A 14,432-nucleotide genomic window follows, 5' to 3' on the forward strand; every position below is an offset into this window, starting at 1 on the left:
TACATTAGGACAATAATAATCAGGAAGAAAATATGTCTTCAACTATGTTGGGTTCTACAGATAACTCATCGAAAACCAGTGATGAGACTTCAGCGCAACCACAATTTCTCTATTCAGCGGATACCCCACTCTCTCAGTCCGGTACTGAAGGTGTCGATGCCATCGAAGGCACCGATGGTAACGATTTCTTATATGGACTCGGTGGCTCCGATTTACTATCTGGTAATGCTGGAGATGACTTCATTGATGGTGGAGCAGGCAACGATAGCATCCGTGGTGGGTCAGGAAATGACCAAGCTTATGGCGGCGAAGGAAATGACCAAATCACAAATAGCGAAAAGGCTGTCGGCGGTAAGGGCAACGACATGTTAATCGGCAATGTCGACGCTAGCTACACTTTGATAGGCGGCGCTGGCAGAGATTGGATTGAAGGTTATGGAAACGACACGCTCCGCGGTGGCTCAGATAACGACGTTCTGATCAGCCTAGGGAACCAGGACAAAGCATTAGGTGGCACGGGAGACGATGCGTTACTTGTTGTCGGTAGCCTCGGTCAGGGCACCCGCCTTTGGGGCGGTGATGGTAATGACTTACTGGCTGGTAACTTCAACGACCAAATGCTCTTCGGTGGTTCAGGCAGCGATACTTTCTTCTTTGGAGCTAACGTCTTAAATAGAGATTTGTACTTTGCCTTAGAAAAAGGTACCGATATTTCGATAAGCTCAGGCCACGATCGAATTGTTGATTTCGAACTCGATAAAGACGTGATCAGTATCGATAATCAAATTGCCTCGGATTTTAGCGAACTGCAGATCGACCAGGTAGGTATGACTACTGTCATCACGCTTTCTGAAGATTCAACAATCACCTTAAATAACACTGATGCGACTTCTCTGACTTCTGCACACTTTTCGTTTAATGACGCCATCGATCACAGTGGTATGGTGAGCTATTCACAAAATGCCATTGATAGGTTCTTAGCGTTTCGCTCAACCGACAATCAATTCGTCGAGACTCAGTCAGGGATTAGAGGCCCCAGAGAATTTCGTTATACAGATGCAGGTGACGGTAATGATACATTTTCTGGTTCAAGAGTTACTACGGGAGGATCAGGTGAAGACACTTTTGTTTTTTACGTATACGAAGACAACAATAATACCTCGCCGATACATATCACAGACTTTCAAGTCGGTATCGACAGTCTTCGCTTTACTGCCTTCTCGAATACACAGAATTTGAATGTTGACGCCTCGGCATATGATATCGACGTGACTCAAGATGGCGATAACGCAATTTTATCGGTCAATGGGCAAACGTATATCCTTATGGGTGTAGATGCTTCAGCTTTCTCTATCGAAAATGATATGTCATTCAACATACGTTCATTAAGCAATGCACACAATGTCCTTGTGGGAGGAGATGGTGATGACACGCTATATGACCATTCCGGTAACAACAAGCTCAGTGGCGGAAAAGGTGATGATATACTCATTGGTGGCGAAAATGGCGATGTCCTGAAAGGAGAAGATGGGAACGACATTCTTGTCGCGGGAGAAGATAGCTCAAGTGGTTACAACAACGACATATTGATTGGCGGCAACGGTGATGATCAGCTTTTCGCTGGCTTGGGTAGTGATACCTTAACTGGCGGTCAGGGTGCAGATACTTTCTACATCGGTGGTTGGCTTGGTTACACCACAGGGATTGGAAATACAGAGTTTGTCATTACCGATAAACTGGTTTCGAGCGACTATGACCACAAAATCCGAGATTTCACCAGTGAAGACGCTTTGGTGATTTCTCACCGCATGTACAATACCCAAGACATTGATCTGTCCTCATTGCAATTCGCTCAATCTGGTTCTGACACTGTCATCGATATCGCCGAAGGTCAATCTGTGACACTACTGAATACAGATATCTCGGAGTTAACCTCTGAGAATACTGAGTTCATCCTGAAAGCCCGTAACGTTGTTGGTACTGACTTCAATGATCATATAGAAGGTCACTCTGGAGACGGAAGTGCGTTAGAGGGCGGGAAAGGCAATGACACGCTGCAAGGAAGTAGGTTCAATGATTTGCTGACCGGGGGAGAAGGCAGTGACACCTTCATGTTCCATCATAACCGTCATTACAGGGAAGAGTTCATCAAGAACGACTTCGGACACGACACCATTACAGATTTTGACGTGAATGAAGACTTCATTGCATTCAAGCTTCATGAAGCAACACTGGATTACAGTCAGCTGCAAATTTCCCAGCAAGGTACCAACACGGTCATCGAAGCAACGGTAGATAACGCTTCGAATGAAGAGCCATTTACCATCACATTGAATAACACTGACGCTACGTACCTCACAGCAGATCACTTTATATTCGGTTAATCCGTGAGCCTCACTTTGACGTCACTTAGGAAGATCCCACGCAATCGCGTGGGATTTTTTATGGAGCGCAGTTTCAATCGCCCTTAAACACCAACGAATCCAATGCGCCCATTCCACTGTGAACGCCACCTTCTGTCACCTTGGCGGATTTGCTTCGGATGAGGTATCCCGCATAGCCGTCATTATCGACAACTGGCTCGCCATTCAGGTGCACGGTGAACAGTCCAATTTCACTGATTAAATCTTCCACCACATAGATTTCGCCTTTACGAACCAAATGCGCAGGCTGGGTTCTTGGTTTTGGATGCAACCGACGCATCAGCGCCCAGGCCTGATATTCGTGAAGCTCAAGCTTATTGAGTTTGGTGATGATGTCTTCTCCAAATACACAGTGACCACCACCCTCACCCTGATTTTTCAACACCCAGTTTTCTACGTTGTCTTCCGCCATTTTCTGAGCGCTGCTTTCATCTACCGCAATCATCTCACCAAGGAAATGCTTCACGGTTTGCGCTTCTTCTTCGTTCAATCCGAATTGCATCAAATACTCAGCGGAAGCTGAAGATAGTAACATTTGAACACGCTTGCTGGTGGCCAATTGCTGGCTAACTGTCGCGTTCACCGCCACATGGTGTTTTTCAATCATTACCCGTGTTTGGGAAAGCGCTTCGCAACACGCTACATCAATAATGTCGTGCGCCACATAATCGCTGAACTGATAGCCTGCTCGTAGGTAAACACAATCAATTGGCCCAATACCATCCAGCAATAAACGATGGTTCTCACCGGTTGAAAGCCCGTCATACAATTCACGGAAAGTGCGGCGAACCGTGCGGATACCGCGGGCCTGAAGCGCATGCTCGAGCAAATGCTGGTCATAGACATTGTCTTCACGATCCTGCACCACCATCAGAAACGTTGGTCGGCCTTCGTCACCAAAGTGATCTTTGACAGATTTGGTCGCCGTTGCTACGCCCTCTGCCAAGCCTTCAAGCGCTTTGTTCTCAACCAAATCACCATGGTTTTCTCCCGCCCACTCAGCGTAAGGAGATGGCCACTGAACGGTGAGGTAATCATGCAATTCATGGACTCGCTGACCAAATGGCCCCATACCCGCGGCAATGCCGTTAAACTCCACCAGCTTAGGACCCAGCTCGGCGTCATCCATAAAATCACTGCGCATCATTAACAGCGGAACCCGGCGCGCAGGTTCATCACCGCTGTGGATTTGCTGGTGCATTTTTAACAACGCACGGAAGAAGATGTTGCCTGTGGTAATCGGCGAAATCGCATGGTGAATGAAGTGCGCATCTTCAGACACCGCATGGACTAATTTACCCAGCAAATGTACAGAAGAAGTCAGGTGCTCAAAGCGTTGTTTTTCTATCGCGGTAGGAGTCAGAGTAAATGCAGGATGCCTTGCAGAGTCTGAGGTTTGCTTAAGCGCCATGCCGTGTGTTAACGCCCACTCGACCGCTTCATTCTTCGCTTTTTCAGTATTTCGGTATGCCATGATTTCGCCTCGGCTTATCAATCCGCCGCGCAGAACTGGCGGCTATTACCCCGTTATTTGTGCCACCAACGCATAATTCAAGGCCTCAGATTTCGCTCCCTGTTCAAGTGCATGAAATCTAGGCAAGTGTTTCATACTCGCAAGTCGCTTTATCTTTTCCTTTGCGTTTTTCCATAGTCGATCTGTCACCACTTTATCCCTTATGTGGCACGTTATAGTCGTGTATATGCCTTCTTGGGCGCTCAACACAAACTTCGTATACACCCCCAATTAGCCAGAGGCATCACTACTTAATAAGAACAATATCAACCACTGGAGATAAGCAATGACGTCAATCAACAAGCTTTCGGTCGGCCCCATTGTCGGTCACGTAGACGAAAACACGGCCCGGATATTTGGCCGTGCAGACCACCAGAAACTTGATAACGGACAGCCAAGGCGAGCTTTTGGTGTAGCGCGAATACGCAAAGCTGGCAGTAGTTTTCGCTCCCCTTCCATCTTCAAAATGAACCCAAACTTCGATATGACGGGGATAGCCGTCTTTCAGGACTTAGAGCCTGACACCAAATACATCTATCAAGTTGGCTGGATCTTCTCTGATAAAGAACTCGATGAATTCAAAGCATCCACAAAGTGGGATTGGAAAGATGCAGACCAAGGCGAATTCCAAACCGCCAGCAACGATATCCATGCGCCAAAACAATTTGTCTTCGGCTCATGCCGTTACCTATTGCGCCTCTTTGGTGGAAGTTGGTTTGATAATCGTGGTGACAAAACATTCCGATCGATTTTAAAGCAGATGGAAGATGGGGAATCGGTCGACAGATTTTTGATGGTCGGCGACCAAATCTATGCCGATGACCTGAACTTTATCAGCCCCGATGAATGTGTCGACCAGTACCTGGCACGCTATCGAGATGCCTTCAGCCAAGAGCACATTCGAAAACTGATGAGCTCAGTCCCGACATACATGACGCTGGATGATCATGAAATTGAAGACAACTGGCCGAGCAAAGCCACTTCAAAAGACATGACGACCAAATACCCTGCTGCCATCCACTCCTATCAGATTTATCAGATGAGCCACAGTCCGCTGCTCTCCATTAACAACGATGGAAAGCTCTCTGGCTCAACAGAGCGTTATTACTATGCCTTCCAAGATGGCTGCTGTGATTTCTTCGTGACAGACACACGCACTGAGCGGGATCCAGAAGATGAAGAGATGATCAGTGAAGCGCAAATGGACGCACTTCTGGCTTGGTTAGCGGATGACTCTGGTCGCGTAAAATTCGTCGCAACCTCTGTCCCTTTCTTCCCAGATTTAAAGAAAGAAAACGACGACAAGTGGAGCGCCTACAGACAGCAACGCGACCAAATCATCAACTGCATTCGCGACAACAATGTGCAGAAAGTCGTTTTTCTCGCGGGTGATGTCCACTGCTCCATGTCTGCTGAGCTCAATATCGCCCAGCCCGGTGAGCCACCATTAAACATCTACTCCATTATTTCTTCGGCCTTCTACTGGCCATATCCGCACATGAAACGTAGCAAGTTCAAACTCAAAGGCTCCGTTGCTTCTACCACTGATGAAAACGCCTATCTGTTAGGTGCCGTTTCTGATGTTTACTCGGGCGATAACTTCACCAGAGTGAGCGTGACTCAGGAGCGCATCCAAATTCGGGTTTACGAGCGAAAAGGCGAATTGGAAAGCACGATGGAATTTGATTTCTAATTGCTACTAAAACGCTTGGCTCGAATCACTCTGATTAACCACAAGGGATAATATTGTCCCTTGTGGTTATTAAGCAAACGTCCGAAGCCAATCAGCAGGTCTGCGCTTTCCGCCACCACTGGAAAGGGCGAATATTTCGGTTCATTGCAAAGCCCGCGAAGAGAATGGCTACCATGCCGAGCGTCATCAATGGCGTGATGGCATTGCCATAAACCAGATAATCAACAATCACGGTCGCGACGGGATACACATAGGCCAGCACTGCAATCATAGGAGTTTCCAGCTTCTGGAATGCGCCATAAAGCAAAATGTACATCACTGCCGTCTGCAAGAATCCTAACGCCAGCAACCAATACCAATGATCGCCTGCTGCCGGCACTTCCTGAACGGGCGAGAAAGTCGCCATCATTAGCGTACCGAGCGCTAAATGTACCGTTGCGATTAAATGCGGTTTGATATGACTTAGCCGACGGGTGATCAAAGTGGTTATCGCATACAGCACTGCTGCTAACATCGCGCTACCAATCCCCCAGAGCAGGTTTTCGCTCCAACCGCTGGAGAACGGATCCACAATCATCAGCACGCCGGAAAATGCCACCAACACCCAGAGCCAGTTGTGCGCCTCAAACCGCTCGCGCAAAAACAGCGCTGCAATAGATAACACAAAAATGGGTTGCGTGTGATATGCCACTGTAGTGATGCCAATCGGGGCGAAGCTGAACGAGGTAAACAGAAAACACCAATTCAGTACCAGAGTGACGCCACCTGCCAGCATCAACAGCCACTCTTTCCCCGTGACCTTCGAAGCATCCAGATAACCGCGTACCCAAGCGTAAAAACCGAGAAACATGAACCCAAACAGACAGCGATAAAACACCGCATTGAGCGCTGACTGCCCCGACTCATACACAAACACGCCGATGGTGCTCGAAAGCATCATCGCCAGAATCATTTCCACTTTACCGATAGTATTTGGCTGCATCATTTCGTCTCCTTGTGCTCGCTTCACCTGTGTGCGAGCATCTGAAGACGTTAACGGCAATGTGCCTTTCGCGATATTTATCATAGTTAACGGGCATTAAGCGCAGCTAAACACCATCGTTCGCGAAGGATGACGAGGAAGAAAAATGGACGAGAACAAGTTTCAAGATATTCCACCGATGAACGCCATGGTGTCGTTTGATGCAGTGATAAAAAGCGGCACCATCGCTGGCGCGGCGCAGATGCTTAACCTCACTTCTTCGGCTGTCAGCCAGCGCATCAAACAGCTCGAATCCTGGTTTCGTGCGCCATTGTTTCATCGCAACGGAGGCAAACTGGAACTGACAGACATCGGCCGCCAACTTGCAGCATCCAGCACCACCGCCTTTGACCAGTTGCTCGCCACCACCCATCAAATTCGTTCTGCCGCTGCCAGCAGTGAAATTACCGTGAGTGCTATTTCATCTTTCGCCTATTTACGGTTGATGGAAGCCCTGCCCGACTTTTACGCCGCCAGCCCAGACCTCAGCCTGACGCTGGATGCCAACAACAGCAAAGTCGACTTCCGCGCTCAATCTCTCGACCTTGCCATTCGTTATACCTATCAGCCTTACGATGAAGGCTTGGTCTTCGAAAAAATCGCCGACGAAGAGATTTTCCCCTGCGTCAGTCCTGAGTTGTTGGAGCGTGTACAAAGCGACGATTTAAAAACACTGCTCGACCATTCCGCCATGATTATCGATTCCAGCCCGCAACTGGTGAACGTCCAACCCGGTTGGCAGCAATGGCTCAGTAAATTCGAAGACTTCGATGTGGAAGGCTGCAAAAGCCTGAGATTCAACGAATACCAATACGCTCAAAAGACAGCCATTGAAGGATACGGCGTGTTGTTCGCCCGCAGCGTGTTAGCAGAGTCCGCCATAGCTAGCGGAGAGCTGATAAGAATCGGCGAACACTCCATGCCTTCGGCATCAAGCTACTACTTGGTTTCAAGAAAAGATGTACCGTTAAAACCACCCGCGCGCGAGTTTGCCAAATGGTTCAGAGAATGGTTTGAGATGAAGGAAGCCTAAACATGAAAATACCGCTACTTCTCTGGGAAATAGCGGTATACAAGTTTGAGGGTTTACTTAGCTAGATTTGACTATCAATCACTGAGCGGATTTCTGCCAGTGAAGTTTCTTTGACCAGTTTGCCATCTTCAAATACCACCTCCAGCAACCCTTGCGCTTCTTCGGCTTCTGAGACGTTATCAAACAGCACTAACTCGCCTCCCACATCCTCAACTTTGAGCAATCCCTTCGCTGATTTCTTTTTGGTATCCGTTTTTGGGTCCTTGAAAATAGCAACTCGTTCACCGCTTTTCACAACACTTGTCGCTTTCACTGCCGAACCATGGGTATCTCGGGTGACGTACTGATAGCTGTATGAACCAATGCCCAATACGACTTTTGAGGCAAACCCTTTATCCATCAGTCTTTGTAAGATCTCACGCTGACGCGGCAGCGTAATGGCATCGCCATAAATAGCACCGATGTGTTCATCGAGAAGTTTGAACCCCTTATCTGTTATCGTGCCTCCGAAAATATCCCACAAGCACTCGATAAGTCCTTTTACTTCGCAGTCCATCAACTCAATGGTCTGGCCTTCAAAGACCCCATAAAACTGACCATTCCAGCGATAGGCTTCATAGCCACTTGCAAGTGCCTCTTGCTCCGCCTCACTTTGAGAGTTTGCAAGCTCAGAGTACTCAGATACGGGAGACGCTTTGTAACCTGTCAGGATTTTAACCGGATCTCCTGAGTCCGGGCGGATAACCAAAGTGCCTTCTCTTGCCAAAATCTCATCTTTTAACTGGGGAAGATACTCTGTTACCAGCGTCCAGAAATCCCAGGTATCCGAAACGACACTCAGAATTCCCTTCGGTGATTGCTCTCTCATCAGGTAGCGGAAGAACTCAATCTCACCTTCAAGCAACCATGAACAGGTTACTGAGTGTTCAGTCGCATCGACAGAGCAACCTACCAGTTCCTGATCTACATTTGCTCCGTAATATTTCTCAGCAAACAACACTGCCGGAATCGTGTCGGTACCAACAAGGCCAGATGCTAAGTGGCCAAAACCACTCATTGCTGCTGCTTGCTTACCGAACATCCCTCTGAAACTGAAATCGTGCCCTTGGAAAGGAACAAACTCCTTCGCCAAGCCGGTTTTAGCCGCAAATTCTTTAAAGACTTTCAAGTAAGCTACTGAGGTTGTTGCACTGGTTTGAATCGGCCAGTTCTCTGCACTCAACACCGTTTCAATCATGTTGGTTAGCCACTGAAAACCTTCTTTGGTATTTACCACCGTCATTGGTGGCACTTGATAAGGCACCAGAGTTCCTTCTGGCAATGCTTTAATTTTAAGGGGTAGATAACCTAAGTCGTGTAGCTCTTCCAAATAGCTCACATCAACCGGATATCCCAGCATGGCGCTCATCACTCGCTTGTGGTTTGCCACTGCCGTTTCTTTATCTGCACTGAAAAAAGCATCCCACTCTTCCATCAAATAGCTTTTAATGAAATATTGCAGACCAACAAACGCAACTTTGTCATTTTCAGCAACGTTACTGAGCTTCCCGCTGCGTGACGTGTAGTTTGCATAAACTTCTGAGACGTCTGGGTGATAAGCTCGCGCATGGAACTCTTTATAAACATCTTTTTGCATGCTTGGGGCAATAATAGTCATGGCGATCTCCTTATAAGCTAATGACGTTGAGTGTTACGTTGGCCGCTGTGTCGTATTCTTCTTTTGCTTTGAACGAGTCCGTGGTGTAAATCTCGTCAATGATGCCGTCAAACACTGCCATGCCATTCGAAAAAATACCGTGTGTAACAAACAGAGATACCTTCTCTGCACCTGCTGACTTAAGAACTTTGGCCAGCTCAATAAAGGTTCTTCCTCCATCGCAAATATCATCAGCAATAAGGACAGATTTACCTTCAACGTTTCCTTCAATGACGGTTTTAACAATCTCACCCGTTTTCAGATCCCGAACTTTCTGCGCCTGAATCACAGATGGACGACCATCAAAAACTTCAGCCAGCTTTTGCGTCTTTTTGCTCGCTCCTGCATCAGGGGAAACCAAAATCACTTCGTCGCTGTTCATGAGCTCAACTAACGCTTCACATCTAGTGAAGATTTCCGCCTGTGATACGTTGTTCACACGCTCCACTAGCGCGGTAGAAACATCACTGTGAACATCCCAAAGCGTCACTTTCGCGAAGCCCTGCTGATTGATCACAGATGCCATAACAGCAGCACCCAGAGCCTCCCCTTCTACACATACTCTGTCCTGACGGGCATAAGGGAAATAAGGCAAAGTAAGCTCAATCGGAACAGCATCAAACGTTGCGCGCTTAATCGCGTCAGTGGTCATTAGAAGCTTCATAAGATCTGATGAGCTTTGAATGCGAGCTTTAATCAGAATGCGCGCCGCATTTTCCAGTTGCTCCACGTCTACTCTCACTTGCTCTTCACCACCTGAAAAAGTAAATGCTGTGGTGTTTACACTTCTGATATTTCCCACTTGATCAATCGCTGAAATTTTCATGGCTGCTCCTTTAATCTCACATTGTGTCCCTTCGACACTATTTAAACTAGCGGATAGAGTTTAGCCGATCAAGCACTTTGTGTCCTTATGACACAATTAATTTTTATGTATCTGATTTATATGAAATTTAATCATATGGGTTTGACCGTATAAGGAAATTTCCCTAATGTGTCTGTGGGACAGAAAGATAGGCAAAGACACGAAATGCCAAACGGAAACCAAAATAGCCATACGAATCCGCAATTTACGGTAGACAGCGTTCTATTTACCGTCGCAGACGGAACACTCAAGGTGTTACTGGTCAAACGTGCTAATCAGCCTTTTGAGGGATTGTGGGGTTTGCCTGGAGGCTTCATAGACCAAGATTTGGATCTGAATACAGACGATACGGCAAAGCGAAAACTAAAAGAGAAGACCAGTGTTGAGCCTCAGTACTTAGAGCAATTACAAGTTTTCTCCGGTGACAAGCGTGACCCGCGAGGCTACAGCATCACTTTGGTTTACTACGCCCTTGTCACAGAACAAAAGGTCTCTACGCACATCAGCACGGTTGACGATGTAGCTTGGTTTGATGTGAACTCACTGGCTGAAATGACGCTTGCTTTCGACCACTTCGCACTTATTCAGACAGCCCGCCAACGCCTGCAACAGAAAGCCCTCTACTCTATGGTGCCTGTCTATTGCCTGCCTGAGAGGTTTACAATCGGCCAGTTAAAGAGTGTGATTGAAACCATTATTGAAAAGCCGATTCAGCGTAAAAGTCTGATTCGCCGCATCGAAGCTTCTGAAATGTTTGAAGGTATTGAGGAAAAAGTACGTTCGGGTGGCCGTCTGGCACAGTTGTACAAGGTGAAAAGCGGCGTTGATATCGCGCATTTCGAGCGCAATTTTAGCGTTTAGCCTCAATGCTAAATATCTATAGCGCTTTACTGAGAAACGTCACCCAAGCGGTGACGTTTTTTCTATTACTCAATGTTCGATTGCGTTTGTCGCCGCAATTCGTCAGGGGCTCCGCTAAATGGTTCAGGGAGTGGTTTGAGATGAAGGAAGCCTGAAGCTTCGCAAATATGTTCACTCAACAAGCCGCAAGATGATGCGGCTCGTAGTTTAACTCGTTAGTAAGTGATTCTTTTTTCAGCAAAACCCATATTGGCGAAACCACACACAATATAGGTTTTTTATTATGAATCTCATCAACAACAAGCGCCTTTTACATGGCGCTATGCTTCTTACCACTATGCTCTTTGCGGTATTGGTATCTCCGCTCGCACAGGCGGCCGATGGCATCAAAGGAAAGAATCTGCTTCATGTTGCGAATTGGAAAGCGGCGACGGACAGTTTTGGCTCCAGCTTCCGTGCGGCAGACCCATTAATTCAAGATGGTGAGATTCAGGTCGAGTTCACTTTATCCGCCAAGCAGGAAGGGAAAAACTGGCCGTTTGTCGAAATAATTTGTGATACGGATACAGCGCTGTCTGGCGTGTCGGTGGTAGAAATTACTTACCGCTCTGAATCAGACGTTTCCGTGAAGTTCTCTCAGTCAGACTTTGGTTCAAGTGGCGATGGCTCCTACGCGCATTATCAAACCGTCATCCCAGCGTCAAAGCAGTGGATCACCGTGAAATTAAACGCCGACGAATTCAAGCAACCTAGCTGGGCGCCGGAAAGCACAAAGAAAATTGCACTCAACCTGGACAACGTTCAAGACATTTATCTCTCACCGAGACTGAACTTTGAAACCGGTGAAACCAGCAACATCTGGATTAAGAGTCTTCGCGTACTCTAGTCGCCGAGCACTATCCAACAAGAGTTAACCACTCTGAACCCCAAGCGCTGCCCATCAGCTTTTATAACGGGCAGCGTTTTAAATTTCATCAGAACAGTGGGATCCACGAACTTATATCCTTACTCGTATGCCCTTGATAATCATCTGGTCTGTTAATAGCGCGATAGTTAGAGTGAAAACTGAGAGACGCAGGAATAATGGCGACGCTGACCAGCCACAAAACCAGAGAATCCGAGGACAGGAAAAGGCAAAACCCTAGAGACAACGACGCCATTAATAACATTCCTACGTCACACCACATCAAGAATTTCTTCATTTTCACGAATTGCGCCCAGTCATCGATGAGCCAATCATTTGAGAATTGATGGCATGCAGAACAAACCCCTGTGTGGGGTAATGTGTCTGTATCCGTTTTACACTCAGGGCATCGGGCTTTCACTGAAGTTCCTTTCCTACTTTCCTCAATCATCTCGGCGCAGATAAATATTCAGCACAATCAACAGCAGCAAAAACAACGGGAAACCGATAAAGCCAAACATCTTGCCAGTGTCGGCCTGTTCTTCAAATTCTGTTTGAGTGCGGTATTGATAAATCACAGTATCCGCTAACGCGATTTGCGCGACCATGTTCGACAGATGCGGATAGCCGAAATACGGACATAGTGTAATGAAAACGGTCTGCCCTTTTCTGGCTTTCAGCTGATTTCTATCACCAGCCCAATAGCCCAAGCTGCCGTCAATGGTCATAGAAAAGGTTTGCTGGCTTTTCGCTAAATCCAAAACATCTGTGTTTTTTGGGGTGCGGTAATCTCGTAGTTCATAGTCTGTGGTTTCGCACTGCTCAATCGGCAAGTAGTCAGAAACAAGAATATGCGGCGTCGCGAGTGGGTAAGAACAGATGGCGATACCTATCACCAACACAATCGATGCCCCAAACCATAAAGGACTTCGTTTGTCTTTCGGCACACTGAACATCAGGTAGCTGACGATAACGCCAACCACCAGTGAAACAATAATCAGCCCCAACCTTTAATCCCCGCAATGAACATGCCCAGCAATCCTACCAAGCTGATAACAAAGGCTACGCTGCGGCCGAGTTTTAAGTTCAGGTAGTAGCAGAGCATGTGGAGTACACGTCCGCCGAAATAGATAAACGCACTGGTGTTTACCCACTCAGGGTCGGCAGAAGAAAGAATGGCAAACAGAGAGAAAAGGATCAGAATTGCGGCGCTTTCGTTACTGTTTTCAATAGCGCGGGTCGCCCGGAACAAAATGCTCGAATGGCTTGGCTCTATCGGGTAGCCCGGTACACATTTCGCTTTAAGCCTTACCACGTCGGCAACCATCCACTGAATGAAAAAGATAAAACCGGTAAGCCCCAGTACCAAAACGGTATCGCTATAAGGTTGAACAAAACCCATTATCTCTACCCCTGCATCTAACTGTTTAATATTCAGATTTTCAGTCTAAGTACTCTTACAGGGTTTAATAGGTAGGCTTACCGATATTAGTGCTCACATCACTAAAATTGATGGAAATCTCCGAAGGTTTCCACACCTTCGTGCTTCTCACACCAAGCAACTCCCCCTCCATTTTCTTGATGTCACACGCACACAATATTGTGAATCTTTGAAGGCATTCTCACCTGAAAAGACCTTCCTTTTTCAAAACGATCAACACGTTGGATAATCACCGCTAAATCGGTTAAAGGATTGACCCAAGATGCTGAAAGACGAAGATTTTAAAATCGACCACGAATTCTTCCACTTCCGCAAAGACCAATATGCGCTCTGGAAAATCAAAGATGCCAGAGTCAAAGAGCTCTCGCTTCTGGATAACCTGCTCTATATCTTCTTCTGGATTTGGATCTTCTCCGGCGGCGTCTGGCTTGCCTACTCCCAGTTTCAGAACAAAGGTGTTCTCGGTCTTGCGCTGGTTTTAACTGGCTTAGGTGCATTTTCCATCTTCAAACGCGCCAAGTATTCCCTGCAATTAGAAATCAACCATGCCGACACCACTGGTGTGCAATGGGTGAATGTGAAAAAGACCAATAAAGAGGCTGACCGATTAGTGTTGGAAAAGCAGGTGATGGTGATTAAAGAGTTAAAGACGGGTTAACTGAAACCCCACATTAATCTCAAAATAAAACCTTACATTTTTATTGACGAAGATCTCAGCAACCGAGCTGGAGTGCGAGTGAAATCATGTATGCATATTGGTGCTCAATGGTATATTCATGCCGGAAATTACAGACAGTAGATGGCGTATTACGTGCCGAGAAGTAAAGGGCGTTAGCTTGGATAGATCATGCCCCTTTTCCATTTAGGGATGCTCTTCACTTATCTCGCAGAACACAACTTTTCCCTTACCAAAACTAATCTTTTACCCCTCACTCATTCATCGTGAGAATATTGCTTATTGATGGCCGACTTAACAATAACC

Annotated in this window: 12 protein-coding genes; 6 read left to right on the forward strand and 6 right to left on the reverse strand. The window is 46.9% G+C overall.

Annotated elements, in window-relative coordinates; translation table 11 throughout:
* The first annotated feature begins 32 nt into the window (after positions 1-32).
* Complete coding sequence (locus GCE9029_RS26940; RefSeq protein WP_062664672.1) at positions 33-2,384, forward strand: calcium-binding protein; 2,352 nt, start codon at positions 33-35, stop codon at positions 2,382-2,384.
* Positions 2,385-2,457: 73 nt separating this feature from the next.
* Here GCE9029_RS26940 and GCE9029_RS15995 read toward each other — a convergent pair whose 3' ends face one another.
* The gene (locus GCE9029_RS15995; RefSeq protein ID WP_062664674.1) at positions 2,458-3,897 is read right to left on the reverse strand and encodes a glutathione synthase; all 1,440 of its coding nucleotides are present in this window, start codon (positions 3,895-3,897) and stop codon (positions 2,458-2,460) included.
* A gap of 325 nt (positions 3,898-4,222) precedes the next feature.
* On the opposite strand from GCE9029_RS15995, the gene GCE9029_RS16000 reads away from it, so the two are divergent.
* Positions 4,223-5,629, forward strand: coding sequence for an alkaline phosphatase D family protein (locus GCE9029_RS16000; protein ID WP_062664675.1), 1,407 nt, complete (start codon positions 4,223-4,225; stop codon positions 5,627-5,629).
* Positions 5,630-5,720: 91 nt separating this feature from the next.
* On the opposite strand, the gene GCE9029_RS16005 is transcribed toward GCE9029_RS16000, so the two are convergent.
* On the reverse strand, positions 5,721-6,614 hold the full coding sequence (locus tag GCE9029_RS16005) for a DMT family transporter (protein WP_062664677.1): 894 nt from the start codon (positions 6,612-6,614) through the stop codon (positions 5,721-5,723).
* Between the two features lie 142 nt (positions 6,615-6,756).
* On the opposite strand from GCE9029_RS16005, the gene GCE9029_RS16010 reads away from it, so the two are divergent.
* Complete coding sequence (locus GCE9029_RS16010) at positions 6,757-7,683, forward strand: LysR substrate-binding domain-containing protein (RefSeq protein WP_062664679.1); 927 nt, start codon at positions 6,757-6,759, stop codon at positions 7,681-7,683.
* Positions 7,684-7,744: 61 nt separating this feature from the next.
* On the opposite strand, the gene GCE9029_RS16015 is transcribed toward GCE9029_RS16010, so the two are convergent.
* Entirely contained in the window at positions 7,745-9,340 is a 1,596-nt protein-coding gene (locus tag GCE9029_RS16015; RefSeq protein ID WP_062664681.1) for a nicotinate phosphoribosyltransferase, read from the reverse strand.
* Positions 9,341-9,350: 10 nt separating this feature from the next.
* Complete coding sequence (gene prs, locus GCE9029_RS16020) at positions 9,351-10,205, reverse strand: ribose-phosphate diphosphokinase (protein ID WP_062664683.1); 855 nt, start codon at positions 10,203-10,205, stop codon at positions 9,351-9,353.
* Between the two features lie 204 nt (positions 10,206-10,409).
* Between prs and GCE9029_RS16025 the strand changes: the two genes are divergently transcribed.
* Both GCE9029_RS16025 and GCE9029_RS16030 read left to right on the forward strand, forming a co-directional pair.
* Positions 10,410-11,105, forward strand: a complete 696-nt coding sequence (locus GCE9029_RS16025; protein ID WP_062664685.1) for an NUDIX domain-containing protein — start codon at positions 10,410-10,412, stop codon at positions 11,103-11,105.
* Positions 11,106-11,388: 283 nt separating this feature from the next.
* Entirely contained in the window at positions 11,389-11,991 is a 603-nt protein-coding gene (locus GCE9029_RS16030) for a hypothetical protein (protein ID WP_062664687.1), read from the forward strand.
* Positions 11,992-12,452: 461 nt separating this feature from the next.
* Here GCE9029_RS16030 and GCE9029_RS16040 read toward each other — a convergent pair whose 3' ends face one another.
* Positions 12,453-13,016 carry a hypothetical protein gene (locus tag GCE9029_RS16040; RefSeq protein ID WP_062664691.1) on the reverse strand — a complete coding sequence of 188 codons (564 nt, stop codon included), beginning with the start codon at positions 13,014-13,016 and terminating at the stop codon, positions 12,453-12,455.
* Complete coding sequence (locus GCE9029_RS16045) at positions 13,007-13,411, reverse strand: MAPEG family protein (RefSeq protein WP_062664693.1); 405 nt, start codon at positions 13,409-13,411, stop codon at positions 13,007-13,009. The genes GCE9029_RS16040 and GCE9029_RS16045 overlap by 10 nt, the downstream gene beginning before the upstream one ends.
* Before the next feature lie 301 nt (positions 13,412-13,712).
* On the opposite strand from GCE9029_RS16045, the gene GCE9029_RS16050 reads away from it, so the two are divergent.
* Complete coding sequence (locus GCE9029_RS16050) at positions 13,713-14,108, forward strand: hypothetical protein (RefSeq protein WP_062664695.1); 396 nt, start codon at positions 13,713-13,715, stop codon at positions 14,106-14,108.
* Positions 14,109-14,432: the final 324 nt, after the last annotated feature.

Source organism: Grimontia celer (assembly GCF_900055185.1).
Classification (GTDB): domain Bacteria; phylum Pseudomonadota; class Gammaproteobacteria; order Enterobacterales; family Vibrionaceae; genus Enterovibrio; species Enterovibrio celer.

Excerpts from the sequence above, each read along its gene's own strand:
- GCE9029_RS16015 (WP_062664681.1), bottom strand. The coding sequence starts at position 9,340 with ATGACTATTATTGCCCCAAGCATGCAAAAAGATGTTTATAAAGAGTTC.
- GCE9029_RS26940 (WP_062664672.1), top strand. The coding sequence starts at position 33 with ATGTCTTCAACTATGTTGGGTTCTACAGATAACTCATCGAAAACCAGT.
- GCE9029_RS16030 (WP_062664687.1), top strand. The coding sequence starts at position 11,389 with ATGAATCTCATCAACAACAAGCGCCTTTTACATGGCGCTATGCTTCTT.
- GCE9029_RS15995 (WP_062664674.1), bottom strand. The coding sequence starts at position 3,897 with ATGGCATACCGAAATACTGAAAAAGCGAAGAATGAAGCGGTCGAGTGG.
- GCE9029_RS16025 (WP_062664685.1), top strand. The coding sequence starts at position 10,410 with ATGCCAAACGGAAACCAAAATAGCCATACGAATCCGCAATTTACGGTA.
- GCE9029_RS16000 (WP_062664675.1), top strand. The coding sequence starts at position 4,223 with ATGACGTCAATCAACAAGCTTTCGGTCGGCCCCATTGTCGGTCACGTA.
- GCE9029_RS16050 (WP_062664695.1), top strand. The coding sequence starts at position 13,713 with ATGCTGAAAGACGAAGATTTTAAAATCGACCACGAATTCTTCCACTTC.
- GCE9029_RS16005 (WP_062664677.1), bottom strand. The coding sequence starts at position 6,614 with ATGATGCAGCCAAATACTATCGGTAAAGTGGAAATGATTCTGGCGATG.
- prs (WP_062664683.1), bottom strand. The coding sequence starts at position 10,205 with ATGAAAATTTCAGCGATTGATCAAGTGGGAAATATCAGAAGTGTAAAC.
- GCE9029_RS16010 (WP_062664679.1), top strand. The coding sequence starts at position 6,757 with ATGGACGAGAACAAGTTTCAAGATATTCCACCGATGAACGCCATGGTG.
- GCE9029_RS16045 (WP_062664693.1), bottom strand. The coding sequence starts at position 13,411 with ATGGGTTTTGTTCAACCTTATAGCGATACCGTTTTGGTACTGGGGCTT.